At 70.5% G+C, this 18,077-nt stretch carries 17 protein-coding genes; 8 read left to right on the top strand and 9 right to left on the bottom strand.

Annotation, left to right across the window (positions count from 1 at the left end):
• Positions 1–185: hypothetical protein (locus ABZW10_RS24770; protein WP_355369557.1), on the bottom strand; the 185-nt coding region annotated here is incomplete at its 3' end.
• A 236-nt stretch (positions 186–421) separates the two neighbouring features.
• On the opposite strand from ABZW10_RS24770, the gene ABZW10_RS24765 reads away from it, so the two are divergent.
• The 6 genes from ABZW10_RS24765 to ABZW10_RS24740 all read left to right on the top strand — a co-directional run bounded on the left by ABZW10_RS24765 (position 422) and on the right by ABZW10_RS24740 (position 7,528).
• Complete coding sequence (locus tag ABZW10_RS24765; RefSeq protein ID WP_355369555.1) at positions 422–1,147, top strand: class I SAM-dependent methyltransferase; 726 nt, start codon at positions 422–424, stop codon at positions 1,145–1,147.
• 289 nt (positions 1,148–1,436) lie between these two features.
• Positions 1,437–2,195, top strand: coding sequence for a TnsA-like heteromeric transposase endonuclease subunit (locus ABZW10_RS24760; RefSeq protein WP_355369553.1), 759 nt, complete (start codon positions 1,437–1,439; stop codon positions 2,193–2,195).
• A 14-nt stretch (positions 2,196–2,209) separates the two neighbouring features.
• Entirely contained in the window at positions 2,210–4,429 is a 2,220-nt protein-coding gene (locus ABZW10_RS24755; protein WP_355369551.1) for a transposase, read from the top strand.
• Positions 4,315–5,721 (top strand): AAA family ATPase, encoded by a 1,407-nt coding sequence (locus tag ABZW10_RS24750; protein WP_355369549.1) that lies wholly within the window; start codon positions 4,315–4,317, stop codon positions 5,719–5,721. Before ABZW10_RS24755 ends, ABZW10_RS24750 begins: the two co-directional genes overlap by 115 nt.
• Positions 5,714–6,499, top strand: coding sequence for a TniQ family protein (locus ABZW10_RS24745; RefSeq protein WP_355369547.1), 786 nt, complete (start codon positions 5,714–5,716; stop codon positions 6,497–6,499). Before ABZW10_RS24750 ends, ABZW10_RS24745 begins: the two co-directional genes overlap by 8 nt.
• A gap of 273 nt (positions 6,500–6,772) precedes the next feature.
• The gene (locus ABZW10_RS24740) at positions 6,773–7,528 is read left to right on the top strand and encodes a hypothetical protein (protein WP_355369545.1); all 756 of its coding nucleotides are present in this window, start codon (positions 6,773–6,775) and stop codon (positions 7,526–7,528) included.
• On the opposite strand, the gene ABZW10_RS24735 is transcribed toward ABZW10_RS24740, so the two are convergent.
• The 7 genes from ABZW10_RS24735 to ABZW10_RS24705 form a co-directional block, all read right to left on the bottom strand.
• Positions 7,525–8,319 carry a S1 RNA-binding domain-containing protein gene (locus ABZW10_RS24735; RefSeq protein ID WP_355369567.1) on the bottom strand — a complete coding sequence of 265 codons (795 nt, stop codon included), beginning with the start codon at positions 8,317–8,319 and terminating at the stop codon, positions 7,525–7,527. The genes ABZW10_RS24740 and ABZW10_RS24735 overlap by 4 nt on opposite strands.
• A gap of 209 nt (positions 8,320–8,528) precedes the next feature.
• Positions 8,529–8,891 carry a hypothetical protein gene (locus ABZW10_RS24730; RefSeq protein ID WP_355369543.1) on the bottom strand — a complete coding sequence of 121 codons (363 nt, stop codon included), beginning with the start codon at positions 8,889–8,891 and terminating at the stop codon, positions 8,529–8,531.
• 709 nt (positions 8,892–9,600) lie between these two features.
• Positions 9,601–10,518, bottom strand: coding sequence for a hypothetical protein (locus ABZW10_RS24725; protein WP_355369541.1), 918 nt, complete (start codon positions 10,516–10,518; stop codon positions 9,601–9,603).
• Positions 10,519–10,592: 74 nt separating this feature from the next.
• Complete coding sequence (locus ABZW10_RS24720) at positions 10,593–10,874, bottom strand: hypothetical protein (RefSeq protein ID WP_355369539.1); 282 nt, start codon at positions 10,872–10,874, stop codon at positions 10,593–10,595.
• Positions 10,875–10,970: 96 nt separating this feature from the next.
• Positions 10,971–11,153: a hypothetical protein gene (locus ABZW10_RS24715; RefSeq protein ID WP_355369537.1), complete on the bottom strand. Its 183-nt coding sequence runs from the start codon at positions 11,151–11,153 to the stop codon at positions 10,971–10,973.
• A 260-nt stretch (positions 11,154–11,413) separates the two neighbouring features.
• Complete coding sequence (locus ABZW10_RS24710; RefSeq protein ID WP_355369535.1) at positions 11,414–11,944, bottom strand: GNAT family N-acetyltransferase; 531 nt, start codon at positions 11,942–11,944, stop codon at positions 11,414–11,416.
• A gap of 207 nt (positions 11,945–12,151) precedes the next feature.
• Positions 12,152–12,844: an ATP-binding protein gene (locus ABZW10_RS24705; protein ID WP_355369533.1), complete on the bottom strand. Its 693-nt coding sequence runs from the start codon at positions 12,842–12,844 to the stop codon at positions 12,152–12,154.
• Between ABZW10_RS24705 and ABZW10_RS24700 the strand changes: the two genes are divergently transcribed.
• Positions 12,777–13,859, top strand: coding sequence for a serine hydrolase domain-containing protein (locus ABZW10_RS24700; RefSeq protein WP_355369531.1), 1,083 nt, complete (start codon positions 12,777–12,779; stop codon positions 13,857–13,859). The two genes, ABZW10_RS24705 and ABZW10_RS24700, sit on opposite strands and share 68 nt — an antisense overlap.
• Before the next feature lie 71 nt (positions 13,860–13,930).
• Positions 13,931–15,094: a serine hydrolase domain-containing protein gene (locus tag ABZW10_RS24695; protein ID WP_355369529.1), complete on the top strand. Its 1,164-nt coding sequence runs from the start codon at positions 13,931–13,933 to the stop codon at positions 15,092–15,094.
• An 897-nt stretch (positions 15,095–15,991) separates the two neighbouring features.
• On the opposite strand, the gene ligA is transcribed toward ABZW10_RS24695, so the two are convergent.
• Complete coding sequence (ligA, locus tag ABZW10_RS24690; protein ID WP_355369527.1) at positions 15,992–18,067, bottom strand: NAD-dependent DNA ligase LigA; 2,076 nt, start codon at positions 18,065–18,067, stop codon at positions 15,992–15,994.
• Positions 18,068–18,077 lie beyond the last annotated feature (10 nt).

Here is an 18,077-nt window from a genome sequence, read left to right as displayed (position 1 = left end):
GGAGCGGGTCCGCCAGGACCCGGCCGCGGGGCGCCGGCCTGTGGCCGAAGCCGAGATGCAGCACGCCGCACGTTCCCGCCGCCGCCGGCCCACGCGCGGCCGATCTCTTCGCGGCCGGTGACGACCTGGGCGACGTAGCGGTGGTGCGGCAGGTGTTCCCCGCTCAGTGCCTTGAGCTTGGGCATGGTGCGCTCCCTTCGACGGCCGGGCTTCTCCCGGCCTGCCGGACCAGCTTCGAGCGGGTGGCCTGTGGACAGAGTCGGCCGCTCTACAGGTGCGGGCCTGGCTCAGGCAGACGGACGACCACCCCCACTACCGCGAGCTGAAGGTGCTGCTCGACGGCCACGCCGACCAACTCGCCGCAGCCATCGACGCGAAAATGCCACGCAGCTGACTGCCCACCAGCTATACGTTCCGACTCATGGCTGACGAGATCTTCACACACCCGCGGCTTGCGGCAATCTACGACCCGCTCGATCCAGATCGCAGCGACCTTCACGCCTACCTGGAACTCGCTCGACTACTCGATGCCAGGCGCGTGCTGGACATCGGCTGCGGCACCGGCGTTTTCGCACTCCTGTTGGCTGATCGCGGAATCGAGGTCGTCGGCGTCGATCCCGCCCGAGCCTCAATCGAAGTAGCCAAGACCAAGCCGGGCAGCGAGCGGGTCCGCTGGATCTGCGGTGACGCAACGGCCCTGCCTCCGCTGCAGGTCGACCTCGTCACCATGACCGCGAACGTCGCTCAGGCGATCGTCACTCCTCACACGTGGCAGCGAACGCTCAAGGGGGCTTACGAAGCCCTGCGACCCGGCGGGCATCTGGTGTTCGAAACCCGAGACCCGGCCAAGCGCGCCTGGGAGGCGTGGAACCGCACGGCCTCGCAGAGGGTCTCGGAGATCCCGGGTGTCGGCGCGGTCGAGAACTGGGTTGAACTGGTAGAGGTGAGCGGACCGCTGGTGACGTTCCGGTGGAACTACGTCTTTGCCACGGACGGGCAGCAGTTCACCTCCGAGTCGACCCTGATGTTCCGGGAGCGCCAGGACATCGAGGCGGACCTGAGCGCGCAGGGATTCGCGCTGCAGGAGGTCCGGGACGCACCCGACCGCCCAGGCAAAGAGTTCGTCTTCGTCGTTCAACGGCCCTGATGAGCCTGGACACGTTAGTTGGAACCAGTGAGGCCCGGTGAGCTGGTGGTTTCTGGTCGATGGGACAAGCTTGTTGGCACCAAATGGTCACGCTTCTTGCAACCAACCGTGAGTTGTCAGTCTTCTTGGCACCAGTTCCGAAGATCCAAGCTCCTCGGCGGTGTTGGGAGCTTTCCTTCATGCCATGAGAAGCGTGAGCGTGGGCAGCAGGGCCGTACGGGCTCCTGACGGAACGGCAGGTAGGCCGATCTGGTCGCACCTCGCCAGGTGGGATGAACTCCTCGTCCCGGTGTCGGTCGACGCGGGCCAGGCCAGTCTGCGGCTGGACGCTGACTGGCCCCTCCGTTGGTCGGTCGAGTGGAGGACCGGCGAGGAGCGGGTCTCCCGGACGGTGCGGGAACTCGGCCAGGTGCCGATGGTGAACAGCGATCCGATCCGCTGTTTCTCCTGGCGGCGAGGACAGCGCCATCGTCCGGGACTCCAGTTCATGGTCAGCACCGGCCGGCTTCATGGTGCGGAGAGCCTGGAGGAGGCCCGACTGCTGCTGGCACTGGACTTCGCCGGGGACCTGATCGACGTGGTCTCACAGCCGCTGAGGCTGCGGTTCGACAGCACGCGGGAGCGCAGGAGCCACACGCCGGACTTCCTCGCCGTGACCCGCTCGGGCACGTGCCTGATCGACGTACGTCCCGAAGGCTTGATCAAGGACAGTGACCGGGAGTCCTTCGCGGCGGCGAGGGAAGTCGCGTTGGCATGCGGCTGGCACTACGTGGTGGCAGCTCGGTGGCGAGAGCATGTCCCGGCGGCTCTCGACGCGTTCTCTTCCCAGCGGCGGCAGCTGTCTGACCCGCTTGGCGTGCGTCCTGCCCTGCTCGCCTCGGCCCGGCGGGGACTGCCGTTCGGGCAGCTGGCCGCCTCGACAGCGTGCGAGCCGGTGGCCCGGGCCCAGCTGCTGCATCTGCTCTGGCACCGGCAGCTCGGGGTGGACCTGGCCGAACCGCTGGCGGACCGCTCGGTCGTGGTCCCGGCTTCGGAGGCGGCCGAATGAGGTCTGCTGCGACGGTGCTGGACCTTTCACCCGGCGCTGGCCTGGTACTGGACGGGGCCGAATGGACCGTTGAGCGTCGAGAGCCGCACCTCGGACGCGTCCATCTGGTGGCACTCGACGGTGCCCGCCAGCAGGTGAGCCTACGGTTCCTGGCCAACCACCCGGGCTGCGAGCCGTCCTCGCGGACAGCGGCGTCCGGTGCGGATCGGGGACGCCAGCCCAAGACCCTGGAGGACCTGGGCAAGGGCAGGCGGGAGATCGCGGAGATCCGGATGGCCCACCTGCTGGAGGTGGCGACCGGATTCCGCAGCGGTGATCGGATGCGGCCGGGACCGGGGGAACCCAGGCCCGAGTACGACCCGGACAGCACGACCCTCACGAGCCGCCGACGGGCAAAGGTCGCCGAGCTGCAGGCCCTGGACCGGCAGCACGCAAAACGGCTGGGCCTGGATGCCGTCAGCTACCACACCCTGATCCGCTGGGAGACCGCACGGCGGCAGTTCGGCCTGGTCGGCTGCGCGGACGACCGCTGGCTCCGGCAGGGCGGCGGCCACCCCAGCGTGACGGAGGAGATCCGGGAGGCGATCCTCGCGGTCCGCGAGGAGACCCTGCGGGCGGCGAAGGTCTCCATGCGCACGAAGGAGCGCATGATCCACCAGTACGTCCGCGAGACGTTCGGCGCCGAGACACCGGTCCCGGGCTACCGGACCCTCTGCCGGGTCTGGAGGGAGTGGTTCGGCCCGGGTGGCGCACGGCAGCGCTATGCCCGCTCCGCTGAACTGCCCATGAAGAACGGCCATGTTGTGATCCACCGGCCCGGACAGGTGGTTGCGCTGGACACCACGGTCTTGCCGGTCATGGTCCGCGAAGGCGTCTTCGGTGACCCGGTGAAGCCGCATCTGACAATCGCCCTGGACACCTACACGCATTCGCTGGTCGCGTTCCGGCTCACGCTGGTGTCCGACACCGCGGTCGACGTCGCGATGCTGCTGCGGGACGTGATGATGCCGCTGCCGATGCGCGCCGACTGGGGCGAGGACCTGGAGTGGCCCTACCCGGGGCTGCCGGCGGCGGTCGTCTCGGAGTTCGCAGGGCACAAGGTCGCCGGCCTGCCGTTCTTCGCCCCCGAGACGGTGACGACCGACCACGGATCCGTCTACCGGAACCACCACCTGGTCGACGTCCAGCGGGCCCTGGGCTGCAACATCCTTCCCTCGCGGGTACTTCGGCCCACCGACAAGGCCGCCTGCGAGCGGGCGTTCGGCATCATCCGGCAGCTCCTGTTCGAGCTGCTGACCGGCTACACCGGGGTCGACACGGCCGACCGGGGCGCCGATCCGGCCGGCGACGCGGTGCTGACGCTGGACGAGATGGAACACTTGATCGCCACCTGGGTCGTCTCCATCTGGCAACGGCGCAAGCTCGGAGAGCATGCGCCGAGCTGGGATCCGGACGGCTCCCACAGCCCGAACTCCCTGTTCGCCGCGTCGTTCGCGCAGGCCGGATTCGCAATGGAGATCCCGTCGCCGGAGCTGTTCTACGAGCTGTTGCCGGCGCATTTCGTGGGGATCGACGCCAGGCGCGGGGTGAAGATCCGCGGACTTTGGTACGACGACGACAAGGTCCTGCACGACTACCGCGGCCAGCTGTCGGCACGCGGCGGGAAGCACAGGGGCAAATGGCTCATCCGGCGTGACCCGCGGGACCGCCGCAGCGTCTACTTCCAGGACCCGATCACCCATGCCTGGCACCCCTTGCCCTGGACCGGGCTGCCGCCTGTTGGGCAGATGCCGGCCTTCGGAGACGCCCGGGTTCGTGACCTGCTCAAGAAAGCCGACGCCTGCGGCCTGAAGCCGAAGTCGGATACCGAACTTCTGCCCGTTCTATTGGAGTTGATCGGCTCGAAGATTCCGGTCAGCCAGTGGCCGACCCAGCTGAAGAAGTCCCAGCGGACCGAGCACGCACGCGAGGTCACCCAGGCGAAGGCGGCCGCCGCCGACCGGCCCGGACATGCCGGCCCCGGAAACCGACGCCCCGCAGGAGCCGCCGCTGACAGCGGAGGCGACGGCGACCGTGTTGCAGTGGCCCCAGCGGTCCCGGCAGACCCACGACAGTCTCGATGCCGAGCGGCGCCGCCGACGCGAAGCTGCCGTCCCGGTCACGCCCAAGCCGCCGCCACCTCTGGGGTCGAGCTTCCGCGAGCGCAACGTGTTCCTTCTGCCCGAGGACGATGACGAGGAGCGCGGTGATGGACCGGCCAGCTGACAGCGACAGCCCGATCGTTCCGTTCCTGCGCGTCGGACCGCCGCCCGATCGCACCAGGTGGGAGGGCTGGCAGCAGTGGCGGGAGATCCGGGACGCGTTCATCCCGGCACCGCGGCTGTCGCCGAAGGAGTACAGCGACATGAGCCCGCGCCGGCGGGCCCTGCACGACCTGCACCGGACCGCGACGCACGTGAACATGCGGCTCCAGGAGACGCCGATGAGCCGGAGGGTCTCCGACCTGATGCGCGGGCGTCTGCAGAACAACGCGGTGAAGTTCATGCCCGGCACCCGGGACGGTCTGATGATCAACGGCGGCGGCTTCCAGGGCAAGACGGAGACGGCGTGTTCCGCGGCCGCCGCCTTCGAGGATCTGTGGCGCACTGTCCACCACCAACTCCTGCCCGACCAAGCGCCGTTGCAGGGAACACGCGATGTGTTCGTCGCGGTCGCCTACTGCCGGCTGCCGGTGAAAGCGACACCGAAGGCATTGTGCAAGACCATCCTGGACGTCTACGGCGACCCGCATCCCGGCACGCTGGACGATCTGATCCGCTCCGTCCGCGACGCGGTCCGGGACCACAACACCACGGCCCTGCTGATCGACGATGTGACGCGCCTTCGACTCCATCGCGGTGATGACCAGGACACACTGGACCTGATCCGCGAGCTGATGGACCTGAATGTCACGTTGGTGCTGATCGGCGTCGACATCCCCCACTCCGGACTGCTGCGGGGCGCCTACATCGACCCGCGCACCAAGCAGTGGGTCTTCCCGGACATCAAGCGGGGCAAGAGCCACAACGACGCGGCCTCGACGCAGACCGAGCGGCGCTTCGACATGGTCGACCTCGACCCGTTCGACTACTCCACCCCCGCCGGGATCACCGCCTTCGTCGAGCACCTCGCGGGGATCGAGGACCAGCTGCGGCTGTTCCGCTCCTTCGAGGGCAGGCTGACCACGGGCGGCATGCCCGAGTACCTGTTCCGCCGCACCCACGGCATCGTCGGACTGCTTCGACGGCTGATCGAGGATGGCTGCACGGAAGCGATCACCAGTGGCGAGGAGCGGCTGACGCCCGAACTGCTGGCCCGCACCGCCATTCGCCTGGGCAATCTCACCGAACTCGATCCGGAGGCCGGCGAGGTCCCGGAGATCCCGCCGAACGTCAAGCCTCCCCGACAGCAGGGGAAGAATGCCGGAAGAAGGCCGCGCAACACGGTCTTCGACGACCACGGCGACAGGCCGGCCGCCGATGGCTGAGCCCACCACCCACACCCGACCGCTGACGCGAAGCCTCGACCCACTACCCGGCGAGTCCCTCGGCGGCTACCTGCTAAGACTCTCCCACCGGCTCCGCCTCTCACCCATCCAGCTGGCCCGCCGGATCGGCACCGCCGCACCCTCGGCCACACGACTCGGACGCCGGCTCCTGCTCGACCTCGATGTCGACGGCTTCGCCCGCGTGACACGCCTGAGCAGTGACGAAGCCCTCTCGCTGACACTCGTTCCCTGGCAAGACCGTTACCCGCCCATCGCGCGGGCGCTTCGCCGCCCGGTCTCCGGATCCCGGGATGACTGGCTGTTCAATGATCTTCCTCGCTACTGCCCTCAGTGTCTGGCCGGCGACGGCAGCCCCATCCAGCAAGACCACGGAGGCTCATGGAAGAAGTTCTGGCACCTGCCGATCGTCTTCGTCTGCCCCGACCACCGCGTCTTCCTTCAGCACCGGTGCCCGCAACCCCACGAGCTCACGCGCTCGATCACGGACCTGATCACCCAGACCGCGGACACCACATTGCAGCCCGCCCAGTGCCGTCTCCCAGCCGTGGGCCAGTCCCGGTCACAAGGGCGGGCCGTCCTCTCCTGCGGGGTCCGGCTCGACCAGCTCGAACACAGCGGCGGGATCCGCCCCGATCCACCCATGCTGAACACCCAGCTGCGGATCCTGGACCAACTTGGCCCCGACTGCCCACCCGGGGACGCCGTCTCCTACTTCAGTGACCTGCGCGTTCTCGTCGCCCTACTCTGCGCGTCCTGACCGCTCGGGCAGGAGCTGATCCCGCCCGGCGCACGCGACGCGGTCGCCGCGCACATCCGCGCACTTGGCGCAGGCCAACGCCAGGCCCACGACCAGCCTCCACGGGACTCGACCGCAACGGCCGGAATCCTGACTGCAGCCGCCGGCCTCCGCGAAGCCCCCGATCTTCGTGACCTGCTGAACCAGCACACACAGGCAGTCAGGAACGGCCCGCCCAGCCGGATTCCCTGGACCTATGTCTTCGAGCGCCACAGCTCCACCTGCTCGGCACTCGTGCGGCAAGCCGCTGCCCCCGCTGTCCGTTCATACCGGCGCACCGGACCACGCGGAACCCGGATCCCTGACCGCACCGGCGGCTACCGTCCCGAACACATTCCCGCCTTCCTGGAAGAACGCTGGTATCAGGAGCATCTCGCACCGCTCCAGATCAACACGGAAGCGAAATCCGTACGCCGTCTCGCAGCCGTCCTCCTTGTCCAACAGGCATCTGGCAGGGCAAAGGGTGACGCCGCAGACTTCCTCGGCATCAACCCCACCGGAGGCCAGTTCGCAGCCACGAGCACGCTCCTGCGGCGGCTCCGAGACGGGCAGGATGCCTTCAACGCCGCTCTGCACAACCTGGCCGAGGAACTCGACCGCGCGACAGACCCCACCAACTACCAACGCCGACGCGAGCTATTGCGAGACTGGTCACTGCCGTCCGGGACCTGGCACGAGATCATCACCAGGCTTCCACCCGTCCCGGGCCCCGTCCGCCCCAACCTGGGCAACCGAGTACGCCAGGAAGCATCCGCGTTCGTCTGGGCCTATGTCACCTGCGGCGAGCCGCTCTTCGCGCCACGGCACATCGAAGCCGCACAGCCCCCGGACACTCGCCAAGCCTGGCGACAGCGCCGGGCGAACACCTGGTTCCAGCTCTCCCGCTCCGACGCTCTGAACCACTACACGGCCCTACGAGGACTCCTATGCCAGCACGGCGACGCCCTCATCGAGAAGATCGAATCGGGCACCAGCACGTCCATTCGCTAGGTTCTGTCCGCTCCGCCAGCGGCGCCCAGCCGCACCCGGTGACGCTGGAGGTCGACCTCGGTGACCTTCACCGTGATCAGCTCGCCTTCATCGACAAGCTGATCCGGGGTCTCGACCGGCTCGTCAGTCAGCTCTGCGAGGTGAAGGAACCCCACAACATCGGGAGCAAGCTGCACGAACACGCCAAAAGGAACGATCTTGATGACCGGCCCGGTGAGGACCCGGCCGACCTGATCCGCAAACCGAATGAGTGGATCCTCCTGCAGAGCCTTCAACGAGAGCGTCACCTGCCCGGAACGCGTCTCGGCAATGATCACCTCAGCGGTGATCCGCTGGCCGGCTTCGACTGCCTCGGAGGGGTGGTTGATCCAGCCCCACGTCAGGTCCGGCACCCGGATGAAGCCGGTGCACAGGCCGTCCGGTTCGCCATCGACGTGAACGAAGACCCCGAAATTGTGAACCTCGGAGACCGTCCCAGCGACGACCTGCCCTCGTTCAAACGCGAGGAGAAAGGACCGCAAGGCCGGAATCTCGCACGCCCTGGCGGAAAGGTGAAGTTGACCTTCGTGCCAGCGCCCGATCTCTTCGGCATTGATCTCCTGGCCAACCTCAAACAGCTCTGACGGATGCTCCATCCGACGCATCGACGCCTCATGTCGAGGAATCCGACCGATCTCGGCTTTCTCCCCTTCGGCATCTACGAGCTGCACCAGGACGTCCGCTCCGTCGAACCCGGTGACCTTCACTGCTCTCACAGTCCCCGGCCGGAGCTGGTTGATCAAGGACTGCATGCGAGGGTCAGCGGCTAGCTCGGACATGGAGGTGAGCCTAGTCGGCGCCGGCCACACTGGTTCCAACTCTCGTGACCAGGTTCCAACTAGCGTGTCACGGCTCAAGCGGGAAGCCCGTGCCGGTGCGCACAGCTCGCCAGAACGGTGACTCACTCGCCAACCGAAGCGCTCAGTCACATTTCGGCGACATCGGGCGGTTGGATGGAGCTCTACAGCTCCAGGTCCATCCAGGCGATGTCGTTCAGGCCGACGTCCAGGCACCGGGCGCGCCCGCCCTGGCGGAAGCAGTGCTCCCCCAGGGCGTCGGCCGGGATCTGCTCCCGTTCGGCCTGGTCGGCTCCGGCGTCCCGGGCGGCGTAGAGGGCCTGGGCGGCCTCGCCGGGCATCCTCTGCGTGATCGAACACCGGCGGGGGTCGTCGGTGGAGCCGGCCGCCGCGCTGAAGCCGAAGGTGCCGGCGATGTGGAGGGTGAAGCCGTTCTTCTCGGCGTCGCGGCGCACCCGCTTCTTCACCCGCGGCTGCCAGGCTGCGCGCACGGCCTGCTCGACCTTGCGGGCGTTCGCCTTGGCCATCGGGATGTCGCCCAGCAGCTCGAAAAGGGGACGTCCTTGAGGGTGTGCACCCGGCGCTGTGCGGTACGGACCGAGACGCCGGCCGCGCGGGTGAGCCGGGCGGTGTCCTCCTTGGCGACCTTCTCCCACAGGAAGCGCACGCGGGTGTTCAGGTGCACCGGGATGGGGCGGGTGCGCCCGGCGCGCTCCGGGCCCTCGTCGATCTCCCGCACGGGGCATCGGTCCTTCCTGCCGCCCCGGGTTCGGGGGCGGCATCGTGGTGGTGAGGGTGCCGTCCGGCTTGGTGAGGATGGGCCCGGGCGACGGGCCTCGCCCCGCTCCCGGCCCAGGGCCACGGCGGCCGCCACCACCTGGACGTCCGGCAGGTCGAGCACCAGCACCGCCACCACCATCTCGAGGTCCCCGGCGAACCGCTCCGCCGTGCACGCCCGGGGTGAACAGCCCGGTGCCCAAGACCTCCACTCGAACCGGGCCTGTTCCCGGGCTTGCCGGAGGTTCTCCAGGGGCATCCCGGCCGCCCGGCGGCGGACCCGGGCGCGGGCGTCGCCGAGCAGCTCGTGCTCCTGGTCGTCGTGCTCGTCCAGGGGCGCGGTCGGGGCGGTCGGGGTGCTGGGCGGGAGCGGCGTGCAGCGTTGCGCCGGGTCGGCCTCGGCCAGCGGCGGCCACCCGCCGCGTCGCCGGGCGCGAGGGGTGCTCCCCGTGCGGGAGGTCAGCGCCGGTAGCCCAGGTGTCGGCGGACCGCCGTGACGAGCGCGTGCCCGTCGGACCTGGTCCACGGCCGGCCCGGCCCGAACAGCCTCCTGATTCCGTTCGGTTCGAGCAGGGTGTCCGGCTTGGCGAACATCGACCAGACGCTGAGCTGGTACTCCAGGAAGCCGAGGGAGCCGCGGAACGCGTCGTCGGGCGATCCCGTACGCAGGGTCCCGTCGGGGACGCAGTGGATCAGGCACTCCGTGAAGTACGACGGGAGGCTCCTGGACGCGCCCGTCGAGGCCAGGTCGGCCGCGACCGCCTTGAGGGCGCGGACCGCGTACGTGTAACGGTGGCCGGTCGCGGCGTCCTTCGCCCGTCCGTTCTCCCACTGCTGCCGCGGCCAGTTGACGAGGTGCCTGCCGTCGCGGGTGAACACGACGATGCCGCGCTGCTCGGTGCCCGTCAGCACGGGCCGGTGAAGGTAGCCGAAGCACGGCACCACCCGGATGCCCGGCCGGCCGCCCGGAACACCGGGGACACGAAGAGCGGTCGAGCGGCCGGTGTCGACGACGTCGCAGGCGGAACTCAGCGCGGCACCGAGTTCGGACCGGAACTCCTGCGGCGTCCAGCGACCGCCGTACGCCCGGTGCCGACGGGCGAGGCCCTGCGCCGACATGCCGCCCACCGCGCCGTGGAAAGTCCGTTCGGCGAACTCGACCCGGACATCGATATCGACGGCGCTGCCAAGGTGCGTGCCGTTCACCCACGACCCGACGGGCTCCACCAACAACCCGAGGCCCGCAAACGCCGGATGCCGCGCCACCGCGCCGGCCACCAGACGCCTCGCGTCCTCCAGCCACTGCCCGTCCGAGGCCCTCACAGGCTCGGCCCACCGGGCGAGTTCCGCGATCCGCTGCGAGTCCGTCAGTGGCATGCCTGCTGCTCCTCTTCCTCTCAGCGTCCCGCCGCCGCGGCACCACGCGGTGCGCGCCTACCCGAAACAGCAGCCTACGACCCGCCTGGGACACCCGGGCCGCCCCGGTGGGAGCGTCGGCTGCGGAGGCGGGCCTCGGCCGTTTCGGCCAGGTGGCGCGCGTACTCGTCCGCCCTGGTCCGGTCCGCCGGGTCGCACGGCCCGGGCACGTCGGTCACCGCGGTGCCGAGGTCGGCGGCGTACTGCGTCAGACTCGCATACAGCCAGGCGGTGACCTCCCGGCCCATCGGCACCCTGCCCCGTGCCCGCCGCAGCCGGACGGCCTCCGCGGTATGGCGCGGCAGAGCGGTGGTCACGAAGGCCGCCGGCACCACGGACTCGCCAAACCCGCGCCCGTGGAACACCAACAGAAACCACTCGTCCGCTCGGGACGCGGGGTAGGCCGCCTGCCGCTACCGCTCATCCCCATGGATACGGGAGAGGTTGGTCAGGTCCGCCCACACGGCCTTCAGGCCCTTGCCCCACTCATCCAGCGGCCTGCCGTCCTCGAACAGCGGGCCGCCGGCGGGGAGCAGGCCGACGTGCTGCCAGCCCTGCGGGACGGTGACGCGTACGTTCCAGTGCGAGCAGGACATCAGCGCTTTGGATAGACATGCACAGCGTCGTGCGGATCGGCGATTGAGACGAGCGGATGCAGAACCGACGCTTCAACCGACCACGATCCGACCACCGGACTCAGCGAGACCCATAAGAACAGTCCGGCGGCCGCCGTGATGTCCCGCTCCCAGCGCCCCGGCATCGAGCGTGTGCCGCAGCCGCTTCTGCCGACTGTACGGGGACACTGCCGCCTGCCGGAACTGCACTGAGCCGTCCGCGAGGCCAAACATCGGGTGTGTCAGAGCCGTCTCGTCGTGAACAGGGTGGTCCCGCGCTCCGCGTCCACTTCCTTCCGCTCGGTCTCGGTGAACCCGACCTTGGCCAGAACACGGCGAGAAGCGGTGTTCCAGTCCCAGACCGTGGCCCACAGACGTTCGTATCCAGACGCTCTCGCCCATTCCAGAACCGCCAACGAGGCCTCGGTCGCGTATCCCTGACACCAAACCCGGCGCAGCAGCTCGAATGCCAGTTCCGGTTCCCCTGCCGCTCCTCGCCCGGTGTCCACCACCCCGCAGTAGCCGATGACGTCATGAGAGGCCTTCCGCTCGACCGCCAGCAAACCGGTCGACCACAGCTGGTTGGTGCGGATCGAATCCTCGAGCTCCGCGACCGTGGGATGTCCGTCTGCGTCGATTCGGCGGTGCGGGGGCACTCGTGGATCACGTTCGGTCCACAGCTCACGCTGGACGACAGCCTCGGCCACCCGCCAAGGCCTGAGCAGGAGGCGACTCGTCTCAAGTACAAACTCGCTGTCCGGAGTCTCTGTCATGACAGGAACCATCTCACGGGCGAACGCGCTGTCGTGCGGTGGGGTGCGGGGTCCGGTCGTGGACGCTCGATATGCGGGACAACTGGGATCAATCCCTGGGCGTCGTCCTGGACTTGTGCACGTTCACCAGCACGTGGCCGAGCACTCTCACATGTACGCCGCCGGCTGGACCCGTGGGGTCCAGCCCTCCGTGCTGCTGGCGGCGTGTCAATTCGGGGTGGGGAAGGGGGATTCCTGGGTGGCCTGATAGCGGTAGGACTCGGTGCCGGTCTGGATCAAGGCGCAGCGGAAGGTGATCCGGTCGGCGATGACCGCGCAGAGGCGGGCGTCGCCGAAGGTCTTGTCCCACTCGGTGAAGGGTGAGTTCGTGGCGACGGGCTTCGGGGACCCCGCCTGTGCCGCGGAGCGCAGCCCGGGGTGTCGGCGGTGCGGACCGGCCGGACGCGCGCGGCGCGGCGGCCCTGGCCGTCGTCCGGGTGCGCCGCCGGTCGACTCCGGGGGCGGGACACGCGGCGCGGGCCGGGAACGCGCCGAGCCCGAGGCCGGTCCGGACCCCGGGCCACCAGGCGGAGTGTTCCGCCAATGGGCCCCGGGAGCACGCTCCCGCGCCCGGCCCCGACCCGGAGCACGCTCCCGGGCGCCGTCTCGTCCTTCGCGCGGACGGATCGACGGTCCATCAGATGGTCCTCTTGGAGGGCGCCGAGAAGAGCTCCGGCGCCCTACCCGAAGGGGCTTTCCCGTGAACGAGCACGCACCGCAGTACCACCTTCCCAACCGCCCGCGCGGCGGCCGGCGCCGGGCGGCGGCCGTGACCGCGGTGACCGCCGCCGCGGTGGCAGGCGCCGTGGCAGCCGGCGCCCTGGCACCGACCGCAGCCTTCGCCGGCCCGCGTCCGGACACCGTGCAGCAGCGCCTCGACGCGCTGGTCAAGCAGGACGGGGTGCCCGCCGCCCTCGCCACCGTCAAGGGCCGCGACGGGCGCACCCGCACCTACACGGCCGGCGTCGGCAACGCGGCCACCAAGGCCAAGGTGCCGGTCGACGGGCAGATCCGGGCCGGCAGCAACACCAAGGCCTTCACCGCCGTCGTCGTCCTGCAACTGGTCGCCGAGGGCAAGGTCGACCTGGATGCGACCGTCGACACCTACCTGCCGGGCCTGGTCCGCGGCGACGGCTTCGACGGCCGCACCATCACGGTCCGCCAGCTGCTCCAGCACACCAGCGGCCTGCCCGACTACCTGGACAAGGAGGTCATACTCAACGCCCCCCGGCGCTACTACGAGCCGCGCGAACTCCTCGACGCCGCGCTCGCGCAGAAGGCCCGCTTCGCGCCCGGCGCCCAGTGGGAGTACAGCAACACCAACTACCTGCTGGCGGGCCTGATCATCCAGAAGGTCACCGGACGCCCCTTCGGCGAGGAGGTCACCACACGCGTCATCGACCGGATCGGCCTGCGCCACACCTACGTCCCCGTCCCCGGCGACATGACGATCCACGAGGCCCACCCCCAGGGCTACCAGCGCGCCGCGGACGGGTCGCTGCGCGACTACACGGAACTGGACCCGTCCTGGGGCTGGGCGGCCGGCGCGGTCGTCTCGACCAACACCGACATCACCCGGTTCTACGGCGCGCTGCTGGAGGGCCGGCTGCTGCCCGCCGCCCAGCTCGCCCAAATGCGCACCACCGTCCCCGCCGAGGCGGCCGGCACCGCCGTGCGCTACGGACTGGGCCTGGTGAGCCGCCCGCTGTCCTGCGGCGGCACCGCCTGGGGACACGGCGGGACGATCCCGGGCTACTACACCGCCGGAGGCACCACCGACGACGGCCGCGCCGTGAACATCGCCGTCACCACGATCCCGGACGGCAACACCATGGACCACATCACGCAGGCGGCCGACGAGGCGCTGTGCCGCTGACCCCCGGGCACCTGCCGCCAGGGCGCACCGCCCCGCACCTCCCCCCTCACTTCCCGGAATCGGAGTCCCCGATGAACGAACACGCCCCGCAGCGCAGGGCGCACCGCATGCGCCTCGCGCGGTACGCCACCACGGCCACGGCCGCCGCCGGCATCGTCCTGACCGCCCTCACCCCGCTCCCGGCCTCGGCCGTACCGCGCCCGGACGTCGTTCAGCAGCGCCTCGACGCGCTGGTGAAGGAGGACGGGATGCCCGCCGCCCTCGCCACCGTCAAGGGCCGCGACGGGCGAAGCCGCACGTACACCGCCGGGGTCGGTGACCTGGCCACCGGGGCCAGGGTCCCGGTCGACGGGCAGATCCGGGCCGGCAGCAACACCAAGGCCTTCACCGCGGTCGTCGTCCTGCAACTGGTCGCCGAGGGCAAGGTCGACCTGGATGCGACCGTCGACAGCTACCTGCCGGGCCTCCTGCGCGGCGAGGGAATCGATGGGCGGACCATCACGGTCCGCCAGTTGCTCCAGCACACCAGCGGCCTGCCCGACTACATGAACGCCCCCGCGCTGGCCGACTTCACCACCATCCAGTACCGGTACTTCGAGCCGCGTGAACTCCTCGACGAGGCACTGGCCCAGAAAGCGCTGTTCCCCGCCGGAACCGGCTGGGACTACAACAACACCAACTACCTGGTGGCCGGCCTGATCATCCAGAAGGTCACCGGACGCCCCTTCGGCGAGGAGGTCACCACACGCGTCATCGACCGGATCGGCCTGCACCACACCTACGTCCCGGCGGCCGGGGACATGACGATCCACGAGGCCCACCCCCACGGCTACCTGCGCACCGCCCCTGACGCGCCGCTGGTCGACTACACCGAGATGGACACCTCGATGGCCTGGGCCGCGGGCGCCGTCGTGTCCACCAACACCGACCTCAACACCTTCTACGGCGCGCTCCTGGAGGGACGTCTGATGCCCGCCGCCCAGCTCGCCCAGATGCTCACCACCGTCCCCGCCGAGTTCCTGGGCCCCGGCATCCGCTACGGCCTGGGGATCCAGAGCAGGCCACTGACCTGCGGCGGCCTCGCCTGGGGCCACGGCGGCACCTCCCCCGGCCACCGCACCCGCGGCGCCGTCACCCAGGACGGCCGCGCCGCGAACATCACCCTCACCACCGTCCCCGACGAACCCACCGCCACACACCTCACCGACGCACTCGACGCGGCCCTGTGCCGCTGACCACCCGCAGACACCGGCGGCTACCAGCCACCGGTCGCACATGAAGAAGCGTGCCCGACCGGGTACAAGTACCCGACGACAACGCTCTCCCACAGCAAACCGTCCGCCCCCGACGCGGACGCGGCGGGCCTTCCGGGCCGAACGTGAGGAGGACCAGCGGGACCCGCCGACCGTGCCCGGACCGAGGCCCACCCGCAGCCGACAGCCGCCCAACAGGCCGCCACGGCGAACCCGAGAACGCCGCACAGGAACCGGTCCGCGCTCACGAACACCACGCCGACCCGGTCCGTCAGGCACCACGAGCGCAGGGCACGGGACGCAGGACACGGGGCACGGGTGAAGCGCCAGCACATCGAGGAGGCGCGGCCGGTGACGGTCGGGGCCGGCGGCGAGGAGACCGTGGAGAGCGTCTCCGTGCCGGGCAGCCGGTGGCAGTGCCGTCACCGGGCAGCGAGCTTCCGGGACCTGACGAAAGCCGGGAGCCGGTCGCCCCTGCGGGGTGACCGGCTCCCGACTGCCACCGCTCCTCCAGGGTGCGGCCGATCCACTCGGCGATGCCACCGTGGACAGCGAACACCCCCGCCGAGCGGGCCGTCACCCGCCACCGACAGTGTCCGCGTGCCGCAACTCCGTTGCCCAGTCGAGCAATTCCCGTCGAGGCCGCAGGGCGGAAGGAGAAGGCGGACCCGCCCTGGCCGACCGGCTTCAGGTTCGCCGACCGCACCCGGGCCCGGGCCCGGCACATCGTGGTGCACGCCCTGCTGGCCGCAGGGTTGTCCCGTCATTGGTCTTCGGGCGGTTCGGTCGGGACCGGCCGCCGTGGGATCAGCTTGACGACGCGGCTTGGAGGAGGTTGTGCAGGCGGGCGATGCCGAGCATGGCAGGGCGTCCGGCGCGCTACGGCAGGTACGCGGCGACGCGGTCGGCGAACTCCTCCGGGGTGAGGATCGGGATGCCGAGCGTCTCGGCCCTCGCCCGCTTCGAGCCGGCCTTCTCCCCGGCCACCAGCAGGGTGGTGCGTGCGGACACCGAGGACGAGGCCTTGCCGCCGGCGCGCTCGATGAGTTCGTTCATCTCGTTGCGCGAGAGGGCGGCGAGCGGGCCGGTCATGCTGCCGGTGACGACGACCGCCTCGCCCGCGAGCGGCGCGCCCTCGGTCGGCTGCTGCGTGGCGGGGCCGTCCGTGTTCTCGTCGGCGGCGTCGTTCTCCCCGGCGGCCGGCACCTGGGGTTCGGTGACGGCGGTGCCGACGTCCTGGGCGGCGAGCTTGTCGAGGAGGGGCGCGAGGTCCGCGAGTTCGGCGACGATGACGCGGGCCTTCTCCGTGCCGATGCCGTCCACGGCGGCCAGCGCCTCGGCGTCGGCGGCCCGGATCGCGGCCATGGACCCGAAGTGGGCGGCGATGCGGCGGGACATGGTGCGCCCGGTGCCGCGTACGCCGAGCGCGCAGAAGACCCGGTTGAGCGGGCGGCTGCGGGCGGTCTCGATCGCGGCGAGGAGGTTGTCGGTACTGGTGGCGCCCATGCGGTCCAGGGAGAGGAGCCGGTCGCGGGTGAGGGTGAACAGGTCGCCGAGGTCGGCGACCAGGCCGGCTTCGACGAGCTGGACGGCACGGGTGCGGCCCAGGCCCTCGATGTCGAGCTGGTCGCGGCCGGCCGCGTAGATGACGGAGGCGACGGCCTGGCACCCGCGGCCGCGGGTGCAGCGCCAGCGCTGCTCGGTGGTGTCGATGGCGTCGCCGCAGCGCGGGCAGGCGTCGGGGAAGGCGATGGGCTGCTCGTCGCCGGTGCGCTGGTCGGTGAGCGGCGCCTCGACGCGCGGGATGACGTCACCGGCCCGGTAGACGAAGACCTGGTCGCCGATCCGCAGGTCGCGCCGGGTGATGTCGGCGGGGTTGTGGAGGGTGGCGTAGGTGACGGTGACGCCGTCGATGTCGACGGGCTCGAGGACGGCGCGCGGGGCGATGATGCCGGTGCGGCCCACGTTCCACTCGACGTCGAGCAGCCGGGTGACCGCGTGTTCGGCGGCGAGCTTGCGGGCCACGGCCCACCGCGGAGCGCGCGACCCGGACCCGGCGTCACGCCGGTCGGCGGCGGAGTCGGCCTTGACGACCACGCCGTCGATGCCGAACGGCAGCGCGGCGCGCGACGCGGCGATCTCCTCGACGCGCTGCTGGACCTCCTCCTGCGTGGCGCAGCGCTGCGGGTGGGCGGGGGTGGTGGCGGCGGTGTTCGCGCCGAGGGCGGCGAGCCGTTCCAGCAGGGCGCTGTGGCCGAGGTCGTCGTCCAGGCCGACGGCGCCGTAGGCGAAGAAGGTCAGCTCGACGCGGTAGGGGCGGTCCTTGGCGCGCAGCGTGCCGGCGGCACCGCTGCGGGGGTGGGCGAACGGTGTCGCGCCGTGGGCGGTGCGCATCTTGTTGGCGTGCTCGAACTGGTCGTGGGTGAGCAGGACCTCGCCGCGCAGTTCGACGTCGATGGGGTCGGTGAGCGCGGCGGGCAGGCCGAGGATGGCGTCGGCGGCGTGGCTGATGTCCTCGCCGGCCAGGCTGTCGCCGCGGGTGAGGATCCGGTGCAGGCGGCCGGCGCGGTAGCGGGCGGCGATGGCCATGCCGTCGAGCTTGGGCTCCACGCACCAGGCGGACACCTCGCGGCCCAGGGTCCGTTCCAGCCCGGCGACCCACTTGGTGAGGTCGTCGGCGGAGAAGACGTTGTCCAGGGAGAGCATCGGCACGCTGTGCGGCACGTCCCCGCCGGCCGCGCCGCCGGCGACCTTGCCGGTCGGGGAATGACCCAGTACCTGCTCGGGGTGGGCGTCCTCGAAGGCGGTGACGGCCCGCAGCAGGGCGTCGTACTCGTCGTCCCCCAGCGGGGTCGATCCGTCACCGTAGTAGGCGGCGGCGGCCTGCACCGCCCGGTCGACGGCGTCGGCGTAGTCGGCCGCGGTGGAGAGGGCGGGGGCGGTGTCGTCGGTCATGCGGGCATCA

The sequence above is a fragment of the Kitasatospora sp. NPDC004723 genome (assembly GCF_040609255.1).
Classification (GTDB): Bacteria; Actinomycetota; Actinomycetes; order Streptomycetales; family Streptomycetaceae; genus Kitasatospora.
The sequence above is the reverse complement of the archived record's forward strand: the minus strand, read 5'-3'. Positions and strand labels throughout refer to the sequence as shown.

Coding starts and splice junctions, on each gene's coding strand:
- ABZW10_RS24765 (WP_355369555.1), top strand. CDS start 422: ATGGCTGACGAGATCTTCACACACCCGCGGCTTGCGGCAATCTACGAC.
- ABZW10_RS24750 (WP_355369549.1), top strand. CDS start 4,315: ATGCCGAGCGGCGCCGCCGACGCGAAGCTGCCGTCCCGGTCACGCCCA.
- ABZW10_RS24745 (WP_355369547.1), top strand. CDS start 5,714: ATGGCTGAGCCCACCACCCACACCCGACCGCTGACGCGAAGCCTCGAC.
- ABZW10_RS24735 (WP_355369567.1), bottom strand. CDS start 8,319: ATGCAGTCCTTGATCAACCAGCTCCGGCCGGGGACTGTGAGAGCAGTG.
- ABZW10_RS24730 (WP_355369543.1), bottom strand. CDS start 8,891: ATGGCCAAGGCGAACGCCCGCAAGGTCGAGCAGGCCGTGCGCGCAGCC.
- ABZW10_RS24725 (WP_355369541.1), bottom strand. CDS start 10,518: ATGCCACTGACGGACTCGCAGCGGATCGCGGAACTCGCCCGGTGGGCC.
- ABZW10_RS24715 (WP_355369537.1), bottom strand. CDS start 11,153: ATGTCCTGCTCGCACTGGAACGTACGCGTCACCGTCCCGCAGGGCTGG.
- ABZW10_RS24710 (WP_355369535.1), bottom strand. CDS start 11,944: ATGACAGAGACTCCGGACAGCGAGTTTGTACTTGAGACGAGTCGCCTC.
- ABZW10_RS24695 (WP_355369529.1), top strand. CDS start 13,931: ATGAACGAACACGCCCCGCAGCGCAGGGCGCACCGCATGCGCCTCGCG.
- ligA (WP_355369527.1), bottom strand. CDS start 18,067: ATGACCGACGACACCGCCCCCGCCCTCTCCACCGCGGCCGACTACGCC.